Annotated in this window: 19 protein-coding genes; 16 read left to right on the forward strand and 3 right to left on the reverse strand. The window is 60.5% G+C overall.

Translation table 11 applies throughout. The features are described from left to right. Nucleotides 1-38: 38 nt before the first annotated feature. From R4P64_RS13145 to R4P64_RS13155, 3 genes are read left to right on the forward strand one after another with little or no spacing between them, the layout of a single operon-like run. Nucleotides 39-1,739 carry a class I adenylate-forming enzyme family protein gene (locus R4P64_RS13145; RefSeq protein WP_317821165.1) on the forward strand — a complete coding sequence of 567 codons (1,701 nt, stop codon included), beginning with the start codon at nt 39-41 and terminating at the stop codon, nt 1,737-1,739. Nucleotides 1,740-1,753: 14 nt separating this feature from the next. After that, nucleotides 1,754-2,470 carry a VOC family protein gene (locus R4P64_RS13150; protein WP_317543346.1) on the forward strand — a complete coding sequence of 239 codons (717 nt, stop codon included), beginning with the start codon at nt 1,754-1,756 and terminating at the stop codon, nt 2,468-2,470. Then, on the forward strand, nt 2,467-3,249 hold the full coding sequence (locus tag R4P64_RS13155; RefSeq protein WP_317543348.1) for an enoyl-CoA hydratase/isomerase family protein: 783 nt from the start codon (nt 2,467-2,469) through the stop codon (nt 3,247-3,249). The genes R4P64_RS13150 and R4P64_RS13155 overlap by 4 nt, the downstream gene beginning before the upstream one ends. Here the strand turns inward: R4P64_RS13155 and R4P64_RS13160 are convergent. Next, on the reverse strand, nt 3,236-4,282 hold the full coding sequence (locus R4P64_RS13160) for a helix-turn-helix domain-containing protein (protein ID WP_317821167.1): 1,047 nt from the start codon (nt 4,280-4,282) through the stop codon (nt 3,236-3,238). The two genes, R4P64_RS13155 and R4P64_RS13160, sit on opposite strands and share 14 nt — an antisense overlap. A 357-nt stretch (nt 4,283-4,639) precedes the next feature. Here R4P64_RS13160 and R4P64_RS13165 point away from each other — a divergent pair, with 357 nt between their 5' ends. Genes R4P64_RS13165 through R4P64_RS13185 form a run of 5 tightly spaced genes read left to right on the forward strand, consistent with a single transcriptional unit; the run spans nt 4,640 to nt 9,465 of the window. Next, a complete protein-coding gene (locus R4P64_RS13165; RefSeq protein WP_317821169.1) occupies nt 4,640-5,398 on the forward strand; it encodes an ABC transporter ATP-binding protein in 759 nt (252 codons plus the stop codon). Continuing rightward, on the forward strand, nt 5,395-6,114 hold the full coding sequence (locus tag R4P64_RS13170) for an ABC transporter ATP-binding protein (protein ID WP_317543356.1): 720 nt from the start codon (nt 5,395-5,397) through the stop codon (nt 6,112-6,114). Before R4P64_RS13165 ends, R4P64_RS13170 begins: the two co-directional genes overlap by 4 nt. Nucleotides 6,115-6,123: 9 nt before the next feature. Further along, nucleotides 6,124-7,023: a branched-chain amino acid ABC transporter permease gene (locus R4P64_RS13175; RefSeq protein WP_317543358.1), complete on the forward strand. Its 900-nt coding sequence runs from the start codon at nt 6,124-6,126 to the stop codon at nt 7,021-7,023. Further along, complete coding sequence (locus R4P64_RS13180; RefSeq protein WP_317543360.1) at nt 7,020-8,153, forward strand: branched-chain amino acid ABC transporter permease; 1,134 nt, start codon at nt 7,020-7,022, stop codon at nt 8,151-8,153. The genes R4P64_RS13175 and R4P64_RS13180 overlap by 4 nt, the downstream gene beginning before the upstream one ends. 34 nt (nt 8,154-8,187) lie before the next feature. Continuing rightward, complete coding sequence (locus R4P64_RS13185) at nt 8,188-9,465, forward strand: ABC transporter substrate-binding protein (protein WP_317543361.1); 1,278 nt, start codon at nt 8,188-8,190, stop codon at nt 9,463-9,465. A 77-nt stretch (nt 9,466-9,542) separates the two neighbouring features. Here the strand turns inward: R4P64_RS13185 and R4P64_RS13190 are convergent, their stop codons facing one another. Continuing rightward, nucleotides 9,543-10,496: a helix-turn-helix domain-containing protein gene (locus R4P64_RS13190; protein WP_317543363.1), complete on the reverse strand. Its 954-nt coding sequence runs from the start codon at nt 10,494-10,496 to the stop codon at nt 9,543-9,545. 317 nt (nt 10,497-10,813) lie between these two features. Between R4P64_RS13190 and R4P64_RS13195 the strand changes: the two genes are divergently transcribed. The 6 genes from R4P64_RS13195 to R4P64_RS13220 all read left to right on the forward strand — a co-directional run bounded on the left by R4P64_RS13195 (nt 10,814) and on the right by R4P64_RS13220 (nt 18,145). Next, nucleotides 10,814-12,538, forward strand: a complete 1,725-nt coding sequence (locus tag R4P64_RS13195; protein ID WP_317821175.1) for a class I adenylate-forming enzyme family protein — start codon at nt 10,814-10,816, stop codon at nt 12,536-12,538. Between the two features lie 12 nt (nt 12,539-12,550). Next, a complete protein-coding gene (locus R4P64_RS13200; RefSeq protein ID WP_317543366.1) occupies nt 12,551-13,789 on the forward strand; it encodes an acetyl-CoA acetyltransferase in 1,239 nt (412 codons plus the stop codon). Then, nucleotides 13,786-15,003, forward strand: a complete 1,218-nt coding sequence (locus tag R4P64_RS13205) for an acetyl-CoA C-acyltransferase (protein WP_317821178.1) — start codon at nt 13,786-13,788, stop codon at nt 15,001-15,003. Before R4P64_RS13200 ends, R4P64_RS13205 begins: the two co-directional genes overlap by 4 nt. 8 nt (nt 15,004-15,011) lie before the next feature. Then, complete coding sequence (locus R4P64_RS13210; RefSeq protein ID WP_317821180.1) at nt 15,012-15,989, forward strand: LLM class F420-dependent oxidoreductase; 978 nt, start codon at nt 15,012-15,014, stop codon at nt 15,987-15,989. A gap of 42 nt (nt 15,990-16,031) precedes the next feature. Then, nucleotides 16,032-17,546, forward strand: coding sequence for a carotenoid oxygenase family protein (locus tag R4P64_RS13215; RefSeq protein WP_317821182.1), 1,515 nt, complete (start codon nt 16,032-16,034; stop codon nt 17,544-17,546). 188 nt (nt 17,547-17,734) lie between these two features. After that, nucleotides 17,735-18,145 (forward strand): single-stranded DNA-binding protein, encoded by a 411-nt coding sequence (locus R4P64_RS13220; protein ID WP_317821601.1) that lies wholly within the window; start codon nt 17,735-17,737, stop codon nt 18,143-18,145. Between the two features lie 2 nt (nt 18,146-18,147). On the opposite strand, the gene R4P64_RS13225 is transcribed toward R4P64_RS13220, so the two are convergent. Beyond that, complete coding sequence (locus R4P64_RS13225) at nt 18,148-18,609, reverse strand: MarR family winged helix-turn-helix transcriptional regulator (RefSeq protein ID WP_317821183.1); 462 nt, start codon at nt 18,607-18,609, stop codon at nt 18,148-18,150. Between the two features lie 90 nt (nt 18,610-18,699). On the opposite strand from R4P64_RS13225, the gene R4P64_RS13230 reads away from it, so the two are divergent. Together R4P64_RS13230 and ettA are read left to right on the forward strand one after the other, a co-directional pair. Further along, nucleotides 18,700-20,532 carry an ABC transporter ATP-binding protein gene (locus R4P64_RS13230; protein WP_317821184.1) on the forward strand — a complete coding sequence of 611 codons (1,833 nt, stop codon included), beginning with the start codon at nt 18,700-18,702 and terminating at the stop codon, nt 20,530-20,532. Between the two features lie 51 nt (nt 20,533-20,583). Further along, nucleotides 20,584-22,263, forward strand: coding sequence for an energy-dependent translational throttle protein EttA (gene ettA / locus R4P64_RS13235; protein ID WP_033232826.1), 1,680 nt, complete (start codon nt 20,584-20,586; stop codon nt 22,261-22,263). Nucleotides 22,264-22,265: the final 2 nt, after the last annotated feature.

Consider the following 22,265-nt stretch of genomic DNA (forward strand, 5'->3'; position numbering starts at 1 on the left):
GACGGCTGTTTCGCTCTGAACGAGGAGAAGGTCTAAGCATGAGACTGTTCACGGACGAGGTTGCCGAGGGTTACCGGCGCGATGGTTGGTGGAGCGGACGTACATGGTCCGACCGACTCGATGAACACAGCAGTGAGCGCCCCGACGTGCTAGCGCTGGTCGATGCACCGAATCGCTTGTCGTTCACCACAGGTGTGCCGCGTAGCCTCACCTGGGCAGACGTTGGAGCCGAGGTGGACCGACTCGCCCGCGTGTTGTTTGCTCACGGTGTTTCGGCTGGCACAGTGGTGGGCGTCCAATTGCCTAATATCGTTGAACTTCCGATGATCTATCTGGCTGTCGCCAGGCTCGGGGGCATTGTCACTCCATTTCCAGTGCAGTATCGCAGCCATGAGCTCGAGCGCATGGGAACGGCGGCTGGTATGCAGGTGTTTGTGACTGCGGCACAAGCGGTCTCGCGGCCACTTGCCGCAGAGTCCGCAGCGCTCGACGTTCCCACTTTAGCCCATGTTCTGGCCTTCGGTGAGGAGGCCGGCGAGGGGTACGAGCTGATCGACTCGCATCTGGCTGCGCAGCAACCGGATCCGCTGTTCGACGAGTATGTGAGCTCTCTGTCGCGGCATCCCAATGATTGCATCACCCTGGTGTGGACCTCCGGAACGGAGGGCGTACCGAAGGGGGTGCCCCGGGCATACGGAGACTGGGATGTGTTGGGCGAATCATGTATTCAGTCGCCGAAGCTGTGCTCGAACGACATCTTGTTGAATCCGTTTCCGATGGTCAATGGGGGTGGCCTTGCAGGCATGTTCGTGCCCTGGATGATCCTCGGGGCCACGCTGATCCAGCACCACCCGTTGGCTCTTGACGTCTTCATCGACCAGATCGAGGCCCATGGCGTCACGTACACGTGTGCACCGCCGATGGTGTTGGATGCGCTGGTAGCTGACGACTCCGTTGTCGCAGGTCGCGACATTTCAACCCTGAGGGCGGTGTCGTCGGGGTCGGCGCCTTTGTCCGGGTGGATGATTCACCGTTGGGAGGCGAACCGAGGGGTGGAGGTGCTGAATCTGTTCGGATCAAACGAAGGTGGGGTGTTGTACGCCGATCCCGATACGGTTCCGGATCCGGCCGAGCGGGGTCGGTTCTTCCCTCGGTACGGTGTGCCCGGTATGCCCTATCGGACGGCTGTCGCTGCAGCGATGCAGGCGCGACTGGTCGACCTCGAAGACGGCACGGAGATTACCGAAACCGGCCGAGCCGGTGAACTCCGTCTCAAAGGCCCGACCATTTTCTCTGGATACTGGCACGCTGGACGTTCTGGATTCGATGAACAGGGCTGGTTCTGCACTGGCGACGTCTTCGAGATCTCGACCCACAACCCCGACTACTTGACGCATGTTGACAGGGCAAAGGACCTGATCATCCGCGGTGGGTACAAGATCTCTGCCGCCGAGATCGAGGGCATGCTCATCGCTGAACCGGAGATCGTCGAAGTAGCTGCGGTGGCGATGCCGGACGAGCGACTCGGCGAGCGGATGTGCCTGTTCGTAGTACCGGCAGATCCGTCCACGCCGCCAACTCTGGAATCTCTCATCTCGCGTCTGATTGATCAGGATGTGGCGAAGTTCAAACTGCCAGAGCGACTCGAAATTGTTTCAACTCTGCCGCGCAACGCTATTGGGAAGATTCTCAAGCGAGAGTTGCGCGAACGTCTGACATCCGCGGCCACCCCGGCCTGAACGAAGGACACGCCATGCCTAAACTGCCAGCTTTACGACAGATCGTCCTGATCGTCCCCGACCTCGGCGAGGCCGTCGCACGGGCTCGCGAAATTTTCGGTTTCACCTCGTGCACTCGTGACGTAGAAGCGATGGAAGAACTGGGTTTCATTCATGAGATCTTCAGTTTCGCAGATACTTTCATCGAAATTGTCGCTCCGATCGACGCTGACTCTCCGCATGGTCAGATGGTCGCCCGTCAGGGCGCAGGTGGCTACATGGTGGACGTGCAGGTCGCGAACCTCGACGAACTTGTCGACCGTGCCGGCCGACTCGACATCGCGCCGTTGTTCGTCCAAGGCTTCGAGGGACACCGAATCTCCCAGTGGCATCCGAAAACGCTGGGTACGCTCGCAGAATTCGATCAGGTAGAGCCGCACGACACCTGGCACTTTGCACCCGGGATCTTCGAAGCGTCATGCACCGACGTGGCCCGAGACATCATCGGTGCCGAGATATCCACAGACGACCCGAAAGTGATGGCGCAGAAGTGGTCTCAGGTTGTCGGTGCGCCGGTCCTCGGAAACGCGACAGTTGAACTTGCGAAGGGGAGTATCACGTTTGTTCCGGCCGACGGCCGCAAAGGCCTGACGGCAGTAGATGTCATCGCCACCGACCCAGCCCGAATCGGGGAGAGCGTGATCCTCGGTGGGGTCGAATTCAGATTTGTTGCAGAAGGAGAAAACGTATGAGCGAATTCATTCACTACGAGGTCAGCGATCGCATCGCGACGATCACCATCGATCGTCCCGAGAAACGTAATGCGCTCAGCTACGCCATGTACGACGCGATCCGCGATTACACGGCGGCGGCAGATGCAGATCCGCAGGTCGGAGCTATTATCCTGACCGCAGTTCCTGGACAGTTCTGCGCAGGTACAGATCTGACAGAGTTGCATGACGTAGAACCCGGCACGACAGGCTCCGACCGGGTCGGGCACACCGACGGTCGGCACTGGTTCCTGTGGGACTGCAGCAAGCCGACGATCATCGCAATTGACGGACCCACAGCCGGCCTCGGAGTCGAGCTCGCAACGCAGGGTGATTTGCGTATCGCTTCGACGCGTGCACGTTTTTCCTGGATCTTCGTCCAACGCGGTCTGATTCCCGACACCGGAGCCGGCACGTGGCTGCTGCCTCAGCAGGTGGGTCCACAGCAGGCGAAACGTCTTGTCTTCTCTGGCGAGTTCATCTCTGCGGAAGAGGCTGCTGACATCGGTTTCGTCCTCGAGGTTGTGGAGCCGGAAGACCTACCCGCGGCGGCGCGTCGGCTCGCTGAAAGTGTGTGCACTGGTGCTCCGTTCGCAATCAAGCGAGCAAAGGAGTTGCTCAATGCAGCGCCTTCGCGTACCCGCGACGAGCACCTCAACGCACACATCGAGGCGCTGACCGAGTGTCAGTTGTCGGAGGACCACAAGGAAGGGGTCGCAGCCTTCCTCAGCAAGAGGGCACCGGTGTTCACCGGTCGTTGACCTCTGATCGGTCGGCTGCCTCGAAGTGCAGATCTTCCAGGACGAGAACCCCGTTGCACGTATTGCACGTGAAACGGGGTTCGAGTTCGCTGCCGCAGGAGATGTGGGTCAAGGACAGCCCGGTAGACCCGTTCTCGGACAGCCATTGACGAGCCCAGGAGTTGATGGTTGCGAACACGGAGAAGATGTCCAAGCCTTTGGGAGTGAGGCGATACTCTTGGCGGCGGGCGCCGCTGGAAATGGCTTCCCGGCTCATCAGTCCGGTTTCGACGAACAGGTTGAGTCGATCGGTTAACGTGACGGGTGAGATGTTGATCCTGTCCTGGAAATCGCCGAACCGATGAGAGCCGGTCAAAGCGTCGGAGAGTACAAGGGTGGACCATCGGTCACCGAGAACCTCGGAGGCATCGATCGGGGTGCTCATCACAGGTGATCGACGCGAGCGCTCAGACCGTACGTCCAGGAGAAGTCGATCGTCCACGGACCCGCGGACGTCGCGAGCAGTCAATCCTATTGCGCCACAGTGTCCGCAGCCGAATATCGGTTGGGCCTGGTGTCCGCATGCCTGGTGCGTTAGTTCGATATGGGCGTCGCGGTGCCGCGGCGACGCCCAGGTACGGTCCCATGCCCAGATCGCGACCATGATGCGCCACAAGTCGGTGCCGGACTCGGTCGGTAGGTACTCATGTCGGGTCGGGTTGGTTTGGTAGCGGACTCGCTCCAGCAGTCCGGCTTCGACAAGGTTGCGCAGGCGGCGTGAGAGTACCGGGTCGGATATGTCCAGTTCGTCCCGAAGTTCCTGGAACCGTCGCGTTCCGAGGAAGACGGAACGCAGTATTCGCACAGTCCACATGTCGCCGAGCGTGACAAGCGCTCGGCCGAGGGCCGACTTGGATTCGTGATCGATACTGTCCGTTGGTGATTGGGCGAGTGTCGGCTTGTTGTTTGCGGCCACGTTGCACCCCTCTTCGTTGTAGATCGGTGATGCCGAGACCCACTCCTGAATCTGTCCGCGCACCGCGCGGACACCCACGATCTTAACGTGTTGCGTGCGTTGCAGGGTCAAGACCACGCTAAATGTCACTGTGCAGAGTGCAGCAGTGACTGTACCGCGGTCTGGGTCATCCCCGGTTTACTGGTGTCGATGTGGCGCCTTGTGAGATCAAGCTTTCGCTAGCGTAGTAAAAGATTTGAACTTGATGCCGGTTGACGCTGCGGGGTGAGTATCAGGTCGAGTATTGGTCTTGTTGAGGTGTGATACATCTACTGCAGAAAGGTAATTCTCAAAGATTTGAGTGGTAGTGATGCCCCTCACATGCTTTACTGTAGCAAGCGCAGTCACTGTGCTAGTGATAGTTATTCAAAATTCATCGATGCGAAAGGTGATTCGGTGCTGACAATCTCCGACCTGGCGATGCGCTTCGGTGGCATCACAGCCCTCGATCACGTGAGCTTCACGGTGGCCGACAACGAGATCTGTGGACTCATCGGCCCCAACGGCGCGGGCAAGACATCGTTGTTCAACTGTGTGACACGCATGTACGAGCCCAGCGGGGGATCGGTCGAGTTCAACGGCACCGACCTTCTTCTGGTCAAGCGTCACCGCATCGTCGAACACAAGATTGCCCGTACGTTCCAGAATCTGGCATTGTTTCCCAGCCTGACGGTCCTGCAGAACACCGTCATCGGGGCGCAGAGCAGACACACCCCGAGACTGCTACCCTCGGCGATCTTGTGGCCGACAACGCGCTCGGCTCAACGTCGACTCGAAGGAGAGGCGTGGGAACTGCTGAAGCTACTCGACCTCACCGATGTCGCCCATCATCACGCCGAGGGACTCCCGTTCGGAACCCTTAAGCGGGTGGAACTGGCACGCGCACTGATCAGTCATCCAGAACTGCTCATGCTCGACGAGCCTGCCGGCGGACTGACGCATGCCGAAGTTCATGACCTCGGTCAGTTGATCCTGAACTTGCGCAAGGAGTTCGGATTCAGTGCACTGCTCGTCGAGCATCATATGGGGCTGGTGATGGGTATCTGCGATCACGTGGTGGCAATGGAGTTCGGTCGTACGATCGCCGACGGACTACCAGCCGAAGTGCAACGTAATCCTGCCGTCGTGGCGGCATACCTGGGGAAGGCAGCATGAGTGCGACTCCGCTATTGGAAGTTAAAGGACTCTCAGCCGGCTACGGCGCTGCCGCTGTTCTGCGAGACATAGACCTGGCTGTCCGACCTGGGCAGGTCGCCGTAGTGCTCGGGGCGAACGGAGCGGGTAAGACCACGCTCATGCGAGCTTTGGCCGGCACCTTGCCCCATACCGGCACTATCAGCATCGACGGCGTCGACGTCTCGAACTCACGTCCCGACATCATGCTGCGCCACGGGGTCAGTCTGATCCCGCAAGGACGTGGAACGCTGACAACGATGAGTGTGCGGGACAACCTTCGCGTCGGCGCGGTCAGTCGCAAGGACCGCGCCGGCATCGCGGCGGACCTCGAGCGCTGGTTCGAAATCTTCCCTCGATTGGCTGAGCGCAGCGAGCAGATCGCCGGCACGCTGTCTGGTGGAGAGCAACAAATGTTGGCTGTTGCAAGGGCTTTGATGAGCCGTCCGAGACTGCTGCTCTGTGACGAAGTGAGTCTGGGACTTGCCCCGCTGATCGTGCAGGGCCTCTTCGACCGCCTGCGCCAGGTCAACGAAGAGTCGGGAACTGCACTGCTGCTCGTAGAACAGAACGCGGAACTCGCTTTGGACATTTCTTCACAGGTCTATCTGCTCGAGGTCGGTTCTGTGGCCGCGTCGGGCACCACGGAGTCGTTCCGTGAGAACAACTCCATCCGCCAGGCATATCTCGGTTACTAGGACGGAATCATGGAAATTCTGCTGTCACGCCTGTTTGCCGGAACCACGGCGGGCGCGCTCTATATCTTGATCGCTCTTGCCCTGGTGGTGGTGTTCCGGAGTTCGTCGACAATCAACTTCGCACAGGGTGAATTCGCCTTGTTCACTGCATATGTCGCCTGGTGGCTCAACGGTCACGGAGTTCCGATTTGGATCGCGCTGATCCCGATCATGGTGCTGGGCTTCGGGATGGGCGCACTCGCCGAGCGGTGGCTGGTTCGCCCGGTGCGACGAAGGGACGAGAGTGCGGTCCTCATCGTTTGCCTCGCCTTGTTTACCGGTCTCAATGGGCTCAGTGGCTGGATCTGGGGATCGGAGGACAAGGTGTTTCCGCGGATGTTCCCGCACGGTGAGAACGACTACTTCTCGATTGCCGGGGCTCGCCTGCACTACGACTCAATCCTGATTATGGCGGTCACGACAGTCGTCGTGATCGCGGTCACCGTGATGTTCACCAAAACCGATCTCGGGCTGCAGATGCGTTCTGTAGCAACCAATCCGGAGTCTGCGGCGCTGTGTGGCATCAAAGTCGGCCGAATTCTGACGCTCAGTTGGGGCATCTCGGCTGCTATCGGCGCACTGGCGGGCGCAATGATCATCCCGATCCTGCCGCCGGGCCAACTCGGACTGAGCGGCATGTTCCACGTGCTGATCTTTGCCACTGCAGGGGCACTACTAGGCGGTCTGGACAGCATCAAGGGTGCTGTCGTGGGTTGCCTGGGCCTGTCCGTCGGTTTGTCCCTACTCAATGGCTATGCGACGTTCCTGCACGGATCGTTGTCCTTGACGATCGCCCTACTGGTCATCGTCGGTGTCCTCGTGTTCAAGCCCACCGGTCTCTTCGGTGCCCGTCAAGTGGAGAGAGTATGACTACTGCGATTGAGAAGTCCGCAACCGAGGAAACCTTGGTCGCGAATCCGGTTGGAGCTAAACGTAAGCGGAGCCCGCGACTGATCGAGCGTGGATCTACTACCTACCGGATACTGCTCGGAGTCGGCTTCGCAGTTGCGGCCGGCGTGATCGCGTGGGGTGGCTCGCTTGGGCCGTTCGAGCAGGGCCAGCTCACCCGAGTAGCGATCTATGCGATCGCGATTGCCGGTCTCAATATCGCCACCGGCTACCTCGGACTCATCTCGGTCGGACACTCGGCGTTCTTCGGACTCGGAGCGTTCACCACCGGTGTGTTGGTGGTCAAGTACGGATGGTCTCCGCTCGCCACTATGCCTGCCGCGCTGCTGATCTGCTTTGTCGTCGGCCTTGTCGTCGGGCTCCCCGCTTTGCGCATCAAAGGGCTCTACCTCGCCACGGTGACACTGGCCTTCGGCGTCGCCTTCCCCGAAATCATCGCGTACTTCAGCGATTTGACCGGCGGTTCCAAGGGCATGACGATCCCACGAGCGCTCCTGCGTCCACCGAGTTGGTCCGGTTTCACGCTCGGCGAGAAGGATCAGTGGTTGTATTGGCTGTCAGTAGTCGTGCTATTGGTCGTTGCCTGGGTTATCCGTAACCTGGTCCGTAGTCGCTACGGAATGGCCATGCTGGCCGTTCGTGACAACGAGATCGCTGCGGCGGCATCCGGAATCAACATCGCGAGTGTCAAGACCACCGGGTTCGGGGTTTCCGGTGCCATCACCGGCGTGGCCGGAAGCCTGTTCGCAATGTACATGGGCAGCCTGTATGCGGAAGGCTCGTTCACGCTTCTGGCGGGTATCACGCTGCTCATCGGACTTGTGATCGGTGGTTCGTCGACCCAGATGGGCCCACTGATCGGTGCGCTCATCGTGGTTTACCTGCCCTACTACACGTCGGATATCGGTCAGGGGCAGGGCGCAGCAGTGCTGTTCGCAGTAATCCTGATTGCCGTGATCTTTGTGGCACCCGACGGCGTCGCCGGTGCGGTCCGCCGTGGACTCGCTCGTTTTGTCACTGTGCAGCCGGTAGATCCGCCCCCTGCACTCATCCCTTCCGCCCCGAGCGGCGACCAATCAAAGCAAGCCTGACATCTCACTTTCACCACCTACGAAAGGCACAGCCATGTCTTTTTCCTCCACTTCAGTGCACTGGAAATATGCTGCGCTTCCGGTCGGTCTCGTCGCAGCTCTCGCATTGAGTTCGTGCGGCGGCGCCCAGGACAGTGCGGGCGCTCAGACTGCATCCGGCGTCAACGTCGACGATTGCACCAACCCTGAGTCGGTGAACGAGAAGATCACCGGAGAGTTCACGCTCGGATATTCGGCGCCGCTTTCAGGCCCAGTGGCGGGTCCGGTCAAGTTGGCATCCGACGGATACATGGCGCGCATCGATGCGGCAAACGCAGCCGGAGGCATCGACGGAGTGAAGATCAATGTCGTCTACAAGGATGACGGCTTCCAGCCCGACAAGGCCAAGGCCAACGTCACCGAGTTCGTAGAGAGCTTGAAGGTAGACGGGCTGAGCACCTTTGGCGCCGGCACACTCGGCGCGATGGCCGCCGACCAGAATGCTGCCTGTGTGCCGATGCTCTACCCGAGCTCTTCCGCTCCGGAGTTCAGTGTGATCGCGGACTACCCGTGGACCGTGCAATTCCTGCCGTCCGCCACATCGGAAGCGAGCTTCGCGGTCAACCTGATCAAGAAGACGTTCCCCGATGGAGTCAAGCTCGGCGTCGCCGAGAACCAGACGGCCTCTGGCATGAACTACAGCGAGGCATTCAAGGCTGCGGCCAAGGAAGCTGGGCTCGACATCGAGGTGGTTACTCCCGATACCGACCCCAACGCCGCCGCGACTGTATTGAAGGCGGCCGGCGTCAATGCGGTATACCACGCAGGCATCGTGGGCAGTTGTGGTGTCCTCGACACGGCGATGGGGCGGATCGGCTACAAGCCCGAGCTGGTACTCAAACCGAGCAACTGCGTTGCGGCATCCGAGTACATCGCTGCGGGCGCAGCTGCCGACGGCGTCAAGGTCCCGGCATACCTCAAGCTTGTAGGATCGCCGGACTTCGCGGACGACGCCGGTGTCAAGATGTACCTCGATCAGGTCAAGGGCATCTCCGATCCCAGCAACGCCGTGACTGCGAGTGGGTGGACCGGGGCAGATCTTCTGGTGAATACGCTCCAGCAGGCAGCAGCCTCACCGGAAGGTCTTACCCGACTGAGCATCATCGAGGCTGCACGCGATCAGAATTACGCCTCGCCGCTGCTGATCGACGGCGTCATGTGGGAGAGCACGCCCGAGAAGATGACAGGCTTCAACGGATTCTCCGCGCTGACGTGGAGCGCAGCCGAGCAGCGGTTCGTCTCGGACGGAACGGTTCTGGGAATCGGTAGCTGATCTGCAGTACAGGTGAGCGGTGGGGTCTGAGCTTCTTTCGGATTCCCCACCGCTCACATGTTTTCGAATATTGAAATCTAGTGCAGTGCTGAGATTTTCGTGGCCTCGAATGCCACGTCGGTTCGACTGATCTCGATGTTGCAGGCGTTGCAGGTGTACCGGGGGAGAAGGATGTGATCGCCGGCTCGATGGAAGAACTCGAGCCCCGACAGTCCGTCCAGGGACAGTCGATCCTTGGCCCACTCGTTGAGTGCCGCGAACACCGGAAAGAAGTCCAGGCTCTTGGGCGTCGTCCGGTACTCCTGACGGCGGGCGCCGTCTGTCACAGGGACCCGCGCAAGCATTCCGTTCCCGACGAAGACGGTGAGTCGGTCGGCCAGGGTGACCGGGGAGATCGAGCCGAGCGCGTCCTGAAAGTCGCTGAATCTGCGGATGCCCTGCAATGCGGCAGACAAGATGAAGGTGGACCAACGGTCGGCAAGAACACTTGTCGAGTCCATGTTGGCTGCGACATCGTTGGCGGAGGATCGGCGCGATCGACGATCACTGACGTCGAGAAGTAGTCTGTCGTCGACCGCGGTGTAGACATCGCGGGCCGACACGCCGATCGCATGGCATTCTCCGCAACCGAATACGGGTGCGATCAGATGCCCACAGGTGAGATGCCGAAGCGCAGTCTCGGTTTTCCGGCTCACTCGAGGCGCCCAAGCACGGTCCCAGGTCCAGAGTGCAACAAATGTCTGCCAGAGCTGCTCGCCGGATTCGGTGAGCACGTATTCGTTTCGCGGCGGTGCGATCGAGTACTGACGTGCGGCAAGAATGCCATCAGCCGTTAATCGGGTGAGTCGTTGTGACAGGACTGCATCGGAGATCTGCAAATCGTCACCCAATTGCCGGAAGCGTCGCGCGCCGCCCAAAGTGTGGCGAATTATCTGCAGGCTCCATTTGTCGCCGGCGATCAGGAGCGCGTGCCCCAAGGCGGACGACGCGGGGCGCGGCGCGCTCGGAGTGGCAGGCAGCTTCGTGGACATGGCTTCATCATTGCAAACCTCTGTTCCCGCGTTCGACCGGCTCGCCGCAGTCTCTGACTCAGACATCACTCTTGTAAACGAAGTATTGACTTTGCCCTCATGGAGTGAAAGGACTCTCATTCTGACGGGTTCATTTGGAAATAATCCTCGTAAGTCGTCTAAAAGTCCGAAAGCCAACGAGACATAGTCACTATGGGTATTGAAGTAATCGGATCAAGACGCTAATCTTCGGAACAAGTGATTGTGATGTCGGCAACCGAGTTCCCAGCTCCTTGTCCAGATGCTGCGGACGATTCCAGAGAAGGAAGTGCACAGCGATGAGACTGCATCCCCAAACGACCGTGGATGAGTACACCCGAGCTGGCTTGTGGGGGCAGGACACGTGGGACGTGTTGCTGGAAAAGAACGTTGCCGCACAACCCGATGCCATTTCCATCGTCGACCCGGCAAATCGGGAAGCCATCACGGACGGCCCGCCGCGAGAACTCACGTGGGCGGAGCTTTCAGACCTGGTAGATCGACTCGCGGTCGCGCTGCTGGACGCGGGAATCGGTATTGACGACGTGGTGGGCGTCCAGTTGCCCAACTCGGTCGAGCTCTCGGCGTCGCTGCTCGCGATCACCAGTATCGGCGCCATCGCCTCGCCGCTGCCTGTCCAGTACCGCGAGTACGAGCTCGAACAGCTGGCCGAACTAGCGAAGTTCCGTGCATTCGTGACGGTCAGTCGCGTCAGCAGTCACCGGCTGGTCGACTCGGCTATGACGGTTAAAAGCAGTGTGCCCAGCCTTACGACAGTGTTCGCGTTCGGTGACAGCCTCCCAGTTGGTGCCGTGGACATGGGGCAAGTGTCGGCAGAGGTAACTGATTTCAGCGCTCTGCGCGATCACCGTGCCACATTCACCGCCGACCCGAACGACTGCGTCACGATCTGCTGGACGTCGGGTACGGAATCGACGCCCAAGGCGGTTCCGCGGTGCCCCAACGACTGGTACGGCTCCGCCATGGGAAGTGTGTCTGCTGCGGCTCTCTCGCGAGATGATGTGCTGCTCAACCCCTTCCCGATGGTCAACATGGCTGGAATTGCCGGCATGTTCCTGCCCTGGCTTCTGACCGGTGCGACGCTGGTGCAGCACCATCCGTTCGATGCGCCTACCTTCTTCGGCCAGCTGATGCAGCGCAAAGTCACGTACACCGTCGCACCGCCGGCGCTACTGACCCGCGCACTCGCCAGTGACGCTGCGTCCGCGGGTGTTTTCGACAGTGTTCGCGTTATCGGTTCGGGCTCGGCTCCGTTGTCTCCTCACATGATCGGGGAGTACAAAGAACGTTTCGATATCGAGATCAACAACTGCTTCGGCTCCAACGAGGGCACGTGTCTTGTCGGCGATCCGGTGACTGTGCCGGAGTTGGACCGTCGGGCGGTCTACTTCCCGCGGTTCGGTTCGCCCGACCACACCTGGGACAACACGGCGTCGCTCGGGATGGATAATCGCCTGGTCGATCTCGCGACGGAAGAAGAGATCACGACTGCGGGCGTCCCCGGAGAACTGCGCATCAAGGGGCCTCAGGTGTTCTCGGGATACCTTGCCGGAACAGCGTCTTCGGATCCCTTCGACAAACAAGGCTACTTCGCTACCGGCGATATTTTCCAGTACGTCGCCGACGAGACCGGCGACCTGCGCTACCTCCAGTACGTCGACCGCGCCAAAGACCTCATTGTGCGCGGCGGCATGAACATCTCACCAGCGGAACTCGAGTCGATGCTTGCCGGTCACCCGGCGGTGGCAGAGGCCGCCATGATCGGAATTCCCGATCCTGAGATGGGCGAGCGCGTCGCGGCAGTGGTGGTGGCATCCGGCGACGTCGATCCGACACTCGAAGACATTCTGATTTTCCTTCGCGCACAAAATATTGCGGCGTACAAATTGCCCGAATCGCTGACTGTGCTCGACGAATTGCCGAGAAACCCCGTCGGGAAGGTCACCAAGCGTGAACTTCGGACGATGGTCGTCGCAGTCCCGTCGAGTGCGTCAAAGAGTTAAGGAGATCGACCGATGACCGATCCCGTATATGTTTTGGGCGGAGCCCAGACAGATTTTGCTCGTAACTGGACCAAAGAAGGTCTCGGCCTCTTCGAGATGTTCGCAGAGATTCTTCCGGCAACACTGGCCGATGCCCGAGTCGACGCGTCTGAGGTGGAAGTTGTCCATGTGGGAAACCTTGCCGGAGAACTATTTTCCGGTCAGGCACAGCTCGGCGGAATGGTAGTCGCAGCTGAGCCGAGATTGGACGGAGTGCCGAGCACTCGCCACGAGGCAGCATGCGCGTCGGGCGGTACGGCCATTCTGGCAGCTTGCGCGGATATCCAGGCCGGACGCTACGACGTGGCTTTGGTTGTAGGCGTCGAATTGATGCGCAATGTTTCGGCACAGACCGCTGCCGAACACCTGGGTTCGGCAGCCTGGTCAGGCCGTGAGGCAGTAGATGCAACGTTCCCATGGCCGGCACTCTTTGCCGAGATCGCTACCGAGTACGACCGGCGCTACGGACTGGATCATGTCGAACTGGGACGATTCGCTGAGATCGCGTTCGCCAACGGAAGAACGAATCGGCTGGCTCAGACGCGTGATTGGGACTTTCCTGACGGGTCGTTCGACGAGAATGACGACGTCAACCCGGTGGTGGAAGGATTGCTTCGTAAGACGGACTGTGGCCGGATCACCGATGGTGCCGCCGGAGTCATCCTTGCCGGGCCGAAGTTTGCTCAGGCATGGGCTGAGCGCAATGGCCGCACACTCGAAGACGAAGCGAACATCGCGGGCTTCGGGCATCGCACAGCGACACTGCTACTCGCAGACAAGTTGGAGCAGAGCGCCGACGCCGATTACATGTTCCCGCACCTGCGCGGTGCCGTTGAGGATGCTTACCGGCGCGCCGGCATCGCGGGCGTAGAAGAACTCGACGTGGCAGAAATTCACGACTGTTTCACCATCAACGGTTTGGTCACGCTCGAACACATCGGAGTGGCGGCTCCGGGTAAGGGCGGTCAAGCCGTCACGCAAGAGATAATCGGCCGCGAGGGCAGCTTGCCCGTCAATCCCGGCGGCGGCCTTCTCTCGAACGGGCATCCCGTGGGGGCAACCGGTGTGCGGATGGTTCTCGACGCTGCAAAGCAGGTGACGGGGCGGGCCGGCGAACACCAGATCGACGGTGCGCGTACTGCTTTGACGGTCAACATCGGTGGGTCTTTCACCACTGCCGTGTCCACTGTGGTGACGCGAGGTGTCCGATGAGTAGTGATCGCGAAGCGTATGTTCTCGGGTCTCTCCGAACTCCGCGTGGGAAGTCTTCTGCGTCAGGCGGTCTGGCTGGGACGAGTCCACTGCAACTGGTTGAGCAGTTGTTGAACGGACTGGTCGCACGGCTACGTCTCGACCCGAGTGTGGTTGACGAATTTGTCCTTGGCTCCGCTTCTCAGGTGGGGCCGCAGGGCGGCAACATCGCCCGCACCGCCATTCTCACTTCGGGTTGGCCTCAACATATTCCAGGTTTGATGGTCAACCGGTTCTGTGCTTCCGGTATCGACGCAGTGTCCGTTGCTTCGGCGATGGTGCGCTCGGGCCAGGCGGACCTCGTGATTGCCGGCGGCGTTGAATCTTCCTCGTCCGTACCGATGTTCGCAGACAAGGGACCTCTGTGGGCTGATGCCGACGTCATCGAATCCATCGGCAGCGTGCACATGGGTATTGCCGCTGACATCGCTGCTACCGAAGGTGGTTACGAACGCGAAGAGCTCGATGCCTACGGGTTACGGACGCAGCACCGCGCTGCCGCCGCGTGGGCCGACGGGTTCTTCGATTCGACGGTCATACCCGTACTTGACGGTGCGGGCGCGGTGGCGCTGGCTCACGACGAGCACGTACGAGCCTCCGTTACCGCAGACCAGATGGCTGAACTCCCACCGGCATTCGCTGAACTCGGTGCTTCCGGCCAGGACGCATTGGTGCTGCGGCACCTTCCTGAGCTGGGGGAGATCCGGCATTTGCACACGCGCGGAACCTCGCCGTCCATCGCCGATGCTGCCGCACTGGTGGTCGTCGGAACGGTGGAAGCAGCGCAGCGCGCGGGTCTGACACCGCAGGCGCGAGTGGTCAGTGCGGCAAGTTCGGGTTCGGATCCCGTGCGGATGCTGCTCGCGGGGCAGCACGCAATCGAACGGGTACTGGAGCGGACCGGGCATACACCAGACGATCTCGATGTAATCGAGTTCGCCGAGGCATTCTCCGCACTGTGCCTGAAGATTCAGCGCGACATGCACTTCGACGACAAGCGGTTCAACGTCAACGGCGGAACCATCGCCATGGGCCATGCTTTCGGCGCGACGGGTGCCATCCTCGTCGGGCAGGCCACTGAACAACTGGGCCGGTCCGGAGGACGCTACGGTGTGGCCGCGGTCAGCGGCGCTGCCGGAATGGGATCGGCAGTACTGCTCGAGCGTGTTGGATGAACACGCGCATGGAAGTCTCGCTCGGACTATGGCAGGACCGCCCGGCCGAGGAGGCGCTTCAGACGGCGACCCTGGCCGACCGATTGGGATTCCAGGCTCTCTGGATCGGCGAGATGGCCACCTACGATGCGTGCGCACTAGGAATGGCGGTTGCGGCACGTACCGAACGGATCAGTCTTACCCTTGGGCCTTTTGCTGTCGCTGTTCGTGATCCGATGATGATCGCGATGGGCGTGGCATCTGTCGCGTCGTTGTCCGGACGGACCGTCGATGTGGCGTTGGGGACATCGAGTCAGGTTGTTGTGGAGGAGTGGCACGGTCGGTCACGGGCCCGTTCGGCGCGTGCCCTCGCCGAATCGGCTCGAGCTCTGCGTCCGTTGCTGGATGGCGAAAAGTCTTCCCTGGATGGCGAAGTGGTTCGCAGTCGCGGTTATCACTTACGGCTTCCGGCGCCGAAATCGAGTTTGACGGTGGCTGCTTTCGGACCGTCGGCTATTCGAACCGCGGCACGGTACGCGGATCGGATGGTTCTCAATCTGGTGAGCGTCGAAACTGTGCGAGCGTTGATTTCGGAGCTACGTCGGGAGGCGGCGGCACTAGACCGATCGTGCCCGAGGGTTGCCGTGTGGTTGTCAGCCGCGGTGGATGCGGGCAAGCCTGCGATCGACCAGATTCGACGTGCTGTCGTAGGATACCTGGCCGCGCCGGGCTATTCGGAAATGTTCGAGCGAGCAGGATTTGGCGACGTGGTGGCGTATGCCCGCACCCGTCCGCATCCACGAGACCTTCTCGCCCGAGTACCTGACGAGCTTGTCGCGGCAGTCAGTGTGGTCGGCGACAGAGATCAGGCACGGGCGCGCGTCGAGGCGTATATCGACGCAGGAGTGGACGACATCGTGTTTCTGCCCTCGGCGACCGACGTAGACCCTGCGGGCGAGCGAACACTGCGCACTCTCGCCGGTCTTTTTCCGAACACGCTTGCTTAGTTACAACTTTCATACTTTCTGCTGATCGAAGGAGTGCCAGTTATGGACATCGAAGTTCTGGGCCGCGTTCTGTCCACGATTCCGGACGACGACGATCACCCCTACCGTACTGGTCCGTGGCGTCCGCAAACCACCGAGTGGTCGGCAACCGACCTGGTGGTCGAAGGCGAGATTCCCGCAGATCTGGATGGGGTCTATCTACGAAACACCGAGAACCCGGTCCATCCGTCGTTGGGTAATTACCATCCGTTCGACGGTGACGGAATGGTTCATGTTGTAGGTTTTCGTGATGGAAAGGTGTTCTACCGCAATCGGTTTGTCAAGACTGATGGATTTCTGGCAGAACAGGAATCCGGCGGACCGCTCTGGACCGGTATCGTGGGCAATCCGAACAAGTCGATTCGCGAGGACGGTTGGGGTGCACGCGGGCGACTGAAGGATTCTTCCAGTACCGATGTGACCCTGCATGCGGGTGTGGCGCTCACCAGTTTTTATCAGTGCGGTGACCTGTACAAGCTCAACCCCACCACCCTGGAAACGTTGGGCAAGGCGGACTGGAACGGCCAATTCCCTTCCGATGTGGGGGTATCTGCCCATCCTAAGATCGATACACGTACCGGTGAAATGCTGTTCTTCAACTACGGCAAAGACGAACCGTACATGCACTACGGAGTCGTCGACGCTGCGGAGCAGCTGGTTCACTACATTGATATTCCACTGCCCGGGCCTCGGCTACCGCACGACATGGCGTTCACCGAGAACTACGCAATTCTCAATGACTGCCCGTTGTTCTGGATCCCGGAGGCGCTCGCTGAAGGGAAGCACGCCACCCGCTTCTATCCCGACATTCCCTTGCGGATCGCGGTAGTTCCTAGACGTGGAAACACCTCTGACATCAAGTGGTTCGAGGCAGACCCGACATTTGTGCTGCACTTCGTCAACGCCTACGAGGAGGGGGAGGAAATTGTTCTCGACGGCTTCTACGAGGACAACCCCGAGCCGGCGGACGACGGCATCGGTTCCGCGTATCAACGTGCATTCCGGTTCCTGTCACAGGAACGGATGGGAACACGTCTGCATCGCTGGCGACTGAACATGCGAACAGGAACGACTCGGGAAGAGCACCTTTCGGATCTCGTAACCGAATTCGGCATGATCAACGCCAACCAGGGGGGTATCAAGCATCGGTACACCTATGCGGCACAGGCGGTTCCGGGCTGGTTCCTGTTCAGTGGACTGGTCAAACACGACACTCTGACAGGTAAAGAAGAGACGTATTCCTTCGGGGAAGGCATCTACGGCAGTGAAACCGCGATGGCGCCGCGCATCGGTTCGACCTGCGAAGACGACGGCTACCTGATCACCATCATCTCCGATATGAACAGGGACATCTCGGAATGTCTGGTATTCGACGCGCAACGACTGAGCGATGGTCCCATAGCCCGGGTGCGACTACCCGAACGGGTCTCGAGCGGAACGCATTCGACGTGGGCGCCCGGTTCCGATATTCCCGACTGGAATACCGCCGACAAGATGGAGGATGCGCTCGGACTGTAGCTCGCGGGGCTTCTAACATCCGGCACCGACACTGCCCGGGCCACAAGGCCCGGGCAGTGCTGTTTCTCCACAGCAACCTCATTCATGCACAGATGGAAATTGGTTCCGCGCAGTCCGCAATTCCTGATCCAGACTCGAAGGGCCGACGATCGATCGGCGCGTGGCTTATGGGATTCGAGGGGATCAACATGTACGAGACATCTGCAACGGTTGTCGGCACCGTCATCACCAATCCGGTGAAGCGGCAAACCGCCAATGGTGAAGAGGTGCTGAGCTTTCGGATGGCCAGCAACGCACGACGTAAGGATGCGGTGACCGGGGAATGGACCGACGGCGCGACGCTCTACCTCACGGTCACGTGTTGGCGGCGGCTGGTCACCGGCGTCGGCGCATCCATCATGAAGGGTGATCCGGTGATGGCGACGGGGGAGTTGCGCACCAACGAATACACCACGAAGGAGGGGATTGCTCGTTCCGATCTGGAGATGAGAGCAACTGCAGTGGGGCCCGATCTTGCCCGGTGCATCGCAAAAATCGAGCGGCACAGCAAACCTGTGTCAGGGGACGAACCGACAGAGACAGAGACTGCGGCGGCGTAGGTTTAGGCGCGAGTTTTCGGGCAGTCGCGGGGGCGGCCGTGGTCGTGCCCCGCGTCTACTCGCTCGAGCAATTCGGTGAGAACAGCTCGTTCGGATTTGTCGAGGTCGTCGAAGATATCCGAGGATTCTCGCCGTTGCGCCCGGGCGACCTCGGCTGCCAGGGCAGCGCCGGCATCGGTGAGTTCGAGGAGCACTGCTCGTCGGTCATGGGGGTCGGGAGTTCGCTTCACCCATCCCGCCGCTTCGAGGGAATCCACGACATCCGTGGCGGAGCGGGGAACGATGCGCAGCTTTTCCGCGAGAAAGCCCAATCGGACCGGTTCGCCTACTCGGGTGAGCACTCTCAGAGCACGACTCTGTGACGGGGAGAGTCCGAATGGCTCGAGGGCCGCGACCTGGCGTCGTCGAATGGTTCGCGCCACGGACAACACGACATCGGTGAGTTCGCGCTCTCGGGAATGCATGGCGTCAGTCTAGCGTTGTTGGTGTCAGCCTCATAGTGAGGTAACCTCATCAATATGAAATTAAGGTGAGAAAGCCTCCAGGAGGTAAACGTGAAACCAGATCACATCAGAGATTTCGAAAATTCCGCTGTCGAGACCACTCCGGCGGACCCCGTATCACCACGACGTGTCCTCGAGCTGTTCACGCCGTATCGGACACAGATCGCCATCGTCACGGCGGTCATCACGCTCAGCGCCATTGTGGCCTTGGGTAGCCCACTGCTCCTGCGCGAAATGCTCGACAAGGCAATCCCGGACAAGGACCTCGGACTGGTCAGCATCCTGGCAATCGGCATGATCGCGATTGCCGTGATCACCAGTTGCCTCGGTGTTGTGCAGACGTGGATGTCCAACAGCATCGGCCAGAAACTGATGCACCAACTGCGTGTCCGGGTGTACACGCACCTGCAGAATCAGTCGCTGGGGTTCTTCGCGAGAACCAGGACCGGTGAGGTGCAGTCACGTATCGCCAACGATATCGGCGGAATGCAATCGGTTGTCACCAACACAGCCACGTCGATTGCGCAGAACGCGACCACCGTTGCAGCGACGATAGTTGCGCTCTTCCTGCTCGACTGGCGACTGGCGATCTTCTCGCTGGCGATCCTGCCGGTGTTCATCCGGATCGCCCGCAAGATCGGTAACGAGCGCCGCAAGATCTCAGGCAAGCGGCAGAAGTTGCTCAGCGATCTGTCCGTTCAAGTTGAGGAATCACTCTCGGTCAGCGGCATTCTGCTGGGAAAGACAACCGGTGCGAAGTCCGCGTTGACCGACCGCTTCGCCGAACGCTCGGCCGAGGTCGCCGACGTCGAACTCCGAGCGATGATGGCCGGTAAGTGGCGCATGGCGTCGATGTCGATCACGTTTGCGGCCATGCCGGCACTGGTCTACTGGTTTGCGGGATTCACGCTCGACCACGGCAACACCATCACCGTCGGCACGCTGGTCGCGTTCACGACCTTGCAGACTCAGTTGTTCCGGCCCACCATGATGCTGCTCAACACGGGCGTCGAGGTGCAGAGTTCCATGGCATTGTTCAGTCGCGTGTTCGAGTACCTGGACCTGCCGATCGACATCGCTGATCCGGAAGAGTCGAAGGAGTTCGACGTATCGGCACTGTCGGGCGAACTGCGATTCGATCATGTCGACTTCTCATATCCGGGAACAGAGCGCAAGACTCTCGACAACATCGACCTCACAGTCCCGGCCGGCGGAACACTGGCGCTTGTCGGCTCCACCGGTTCTGGCAAGACCACCCTTGGTTACCTGGCCGCGCGGCTGTACGACCCGACGGCGGGATCGGTCAGGATCGACGACGTCGATCTGCGGGACCTCGATCTGGCGACGGTCTCGGATCTGGTCGGCGTCGTATCGCAGGAGACATATCTGTTCCACACGACGATTCGCGAGAATCTGCGGTTCGCAAAGCCGGATGCAACCGATGAGGAGATCGAGCAAGCTGCGCGGATCGCCCAGATTCACGAGTTCATCTCCGGCCTGGATGACGGTTACGACACCATGGTGGGTGAGCGCGGTTACCGCTTCTCCGGAGGTGAGAAGCAACGCATCGCCATCGCACGGACAGTCCTGCGGAATCCGCCGATTCTCGTTCTCGACGAAGCGACGAGTGCGTTGGACAACCGCACCGAGCGCGCGCTGCAGGACGCACTCGACGAACTGATGGTCGGACGCACCACTTTGGTTGTGGCGCACAGGCTTTCCACGGTCCGTGACGCGGATCTGATCGCTGTTCTGGATCAGGGTCTTGTCGTCGAGAAGGGCACACACGACCAACTGGTGCAACAAGGCGGACGGTACGCGCAGCTTCTCGCAGCTTCTTCCAGCGAAGCCTTGGAACTGCCGACCGAACTGCAGAGCGTGTGAACCCGTCGACGCAATGTGGGTAATGCGACAAACACCGATAGGCTGGCGGTCATGGCTGAGTTCATTTACACGATGAAGAAGGTGCGCAAGGCGCACGGTGACAAGGTCATCCTCGATGACGTCACGATGAGCTTTTACCCCGGCGCGAAGATCGGTGTCGTCGGACCCAATGGCGCTGGTAAGTCCAGCATCCTCAAGATCATGGCCGGGCTGGATCAGCCGGGCAACGGCGAGGCCTTCCTTGCCCCCGGCGCATCCGTCGGCATCCTCATGCAGGAGCCGCAGCTCGACGAGACCAAGACCGTTCGCGAGAACGTCGAAGAAGGCCTCGGCGAGACCATGGTTCAGCTCAAGCGATACAACGAGATCGCCGAGCTCATGGCTACGGACTACTCCGACGAGCTCATGGAAGAGATGGGTGAGCTTCAGGAGAAGCTCGACCATGCTGACGCCTGGGAGATCGACTCCCAGCTCGAGCAGGCCATGGACGCGCTTCGTTGCCCGCCGCCGGAAGATATGGTCACCCACCTCTCCGGTGGTGAGAAGCGTCGCGTCGCGCTGTGCAAGCTGTTGCTGAGCAAGCCCGACCTCCTGCTCCTCGATGAGCCCACCAACCACCTCGACGCCGAGTCGGTTCTGTGGTTGGAGCAGCACCTCGCTGCATACCCCGGCGCTATCCTCGCCGTCACCCACGATCGCTACTTCCTCGATCACGTGGCGCAGTGGATCTGTGAGGTCGACCGCGGTCGCCTCTACCCGTACGAGGGCAACTACTCCACCTACCTGGAGCAGAAGGCCGCACGCCTCGAGGTTGCCGGCAAGAAGGACCAAAAGCTGCAGAAGCGCCTCAAGGACGAACTCGCGTGGGTTCGTTCCGGTGCCAAGGCTCGTCAGGCCAAGAACAAGGCTCGTCTCGATCGCTACGAGGAAATGGCGAACGAGGCCGAGAAGACCCGCAAGCTCGACTTCGACGAGATCCAGATCCCGGCACCGCCGCGTCTCGGTGACGTCGTCGTCGAGGTCAAGAACCTCGACAAGGGCTTCGACGGCCGTGTCCTGATCAAGGACCTTTCGTTCACCCTGCCGCGCAACGGCATCGTCGGCGTCATCGGCCCCAACGGTGTCGGTAAGACGACGCTGTTCAAGACCATCGTCGGCCTCGAAGAGCCAGACGCCGGTGAGGTCAAGATCGGTCAGACGGTCAAGCTGAGCTACGTCGACCAGAACCGATCCGGCATCGACCCGAAGAAGACGGTCTGGGAGACCGTGTCCGACGGGCTCGATTTCATCGTTGTCGGTCAGACCGAATTCCCGTCGCGTGCGTACATCAGCTCGTTCGGATTCAAGGGCCACGATCAGCAGAAGCCGGCCGGAGTTCTCTCCGGTGGTGAGCGCAACCGCCTCAACCTGGCGATGACGCTCAAGCAGGGCGGCAACCTGATCCTGCTCGATGAGCCCACCAACGACCTCGACGTCGAAACCCTCGGTTCGCTGGAGAACGCTCTCGAAGAGTTCCCCGGCTGCGCCGTCGTGATCTCGCACGATCGCTGGTTCCTGGACCGCACGTGTACTCACATCCTCGCGTGGGAAGGCGGCTTCGGCGACAACGAAGCTGCGTGGTACTGGTACGAAGGCAACTTCGAGGGCTACGAGGCGAACAAGGTCGAGCGTCTCGGCCCCGACGCAGCGCGTCCGCACCGCGTCACGCACCGCAAGCTCACGAGGGACTGATC

The sequence above is a fragment of the Rhodococcus sp. IEGM 1366 genome (assembly GCF_033142425.1).
In the GTDB taxonomy this organism is placed as follows: Bacteria; Actinomycetota; Actinomycetes; order Mycobacteriales; family Mycobacteriaceae; genus Rhodococcus_F; species Rhodococcus_F globerula.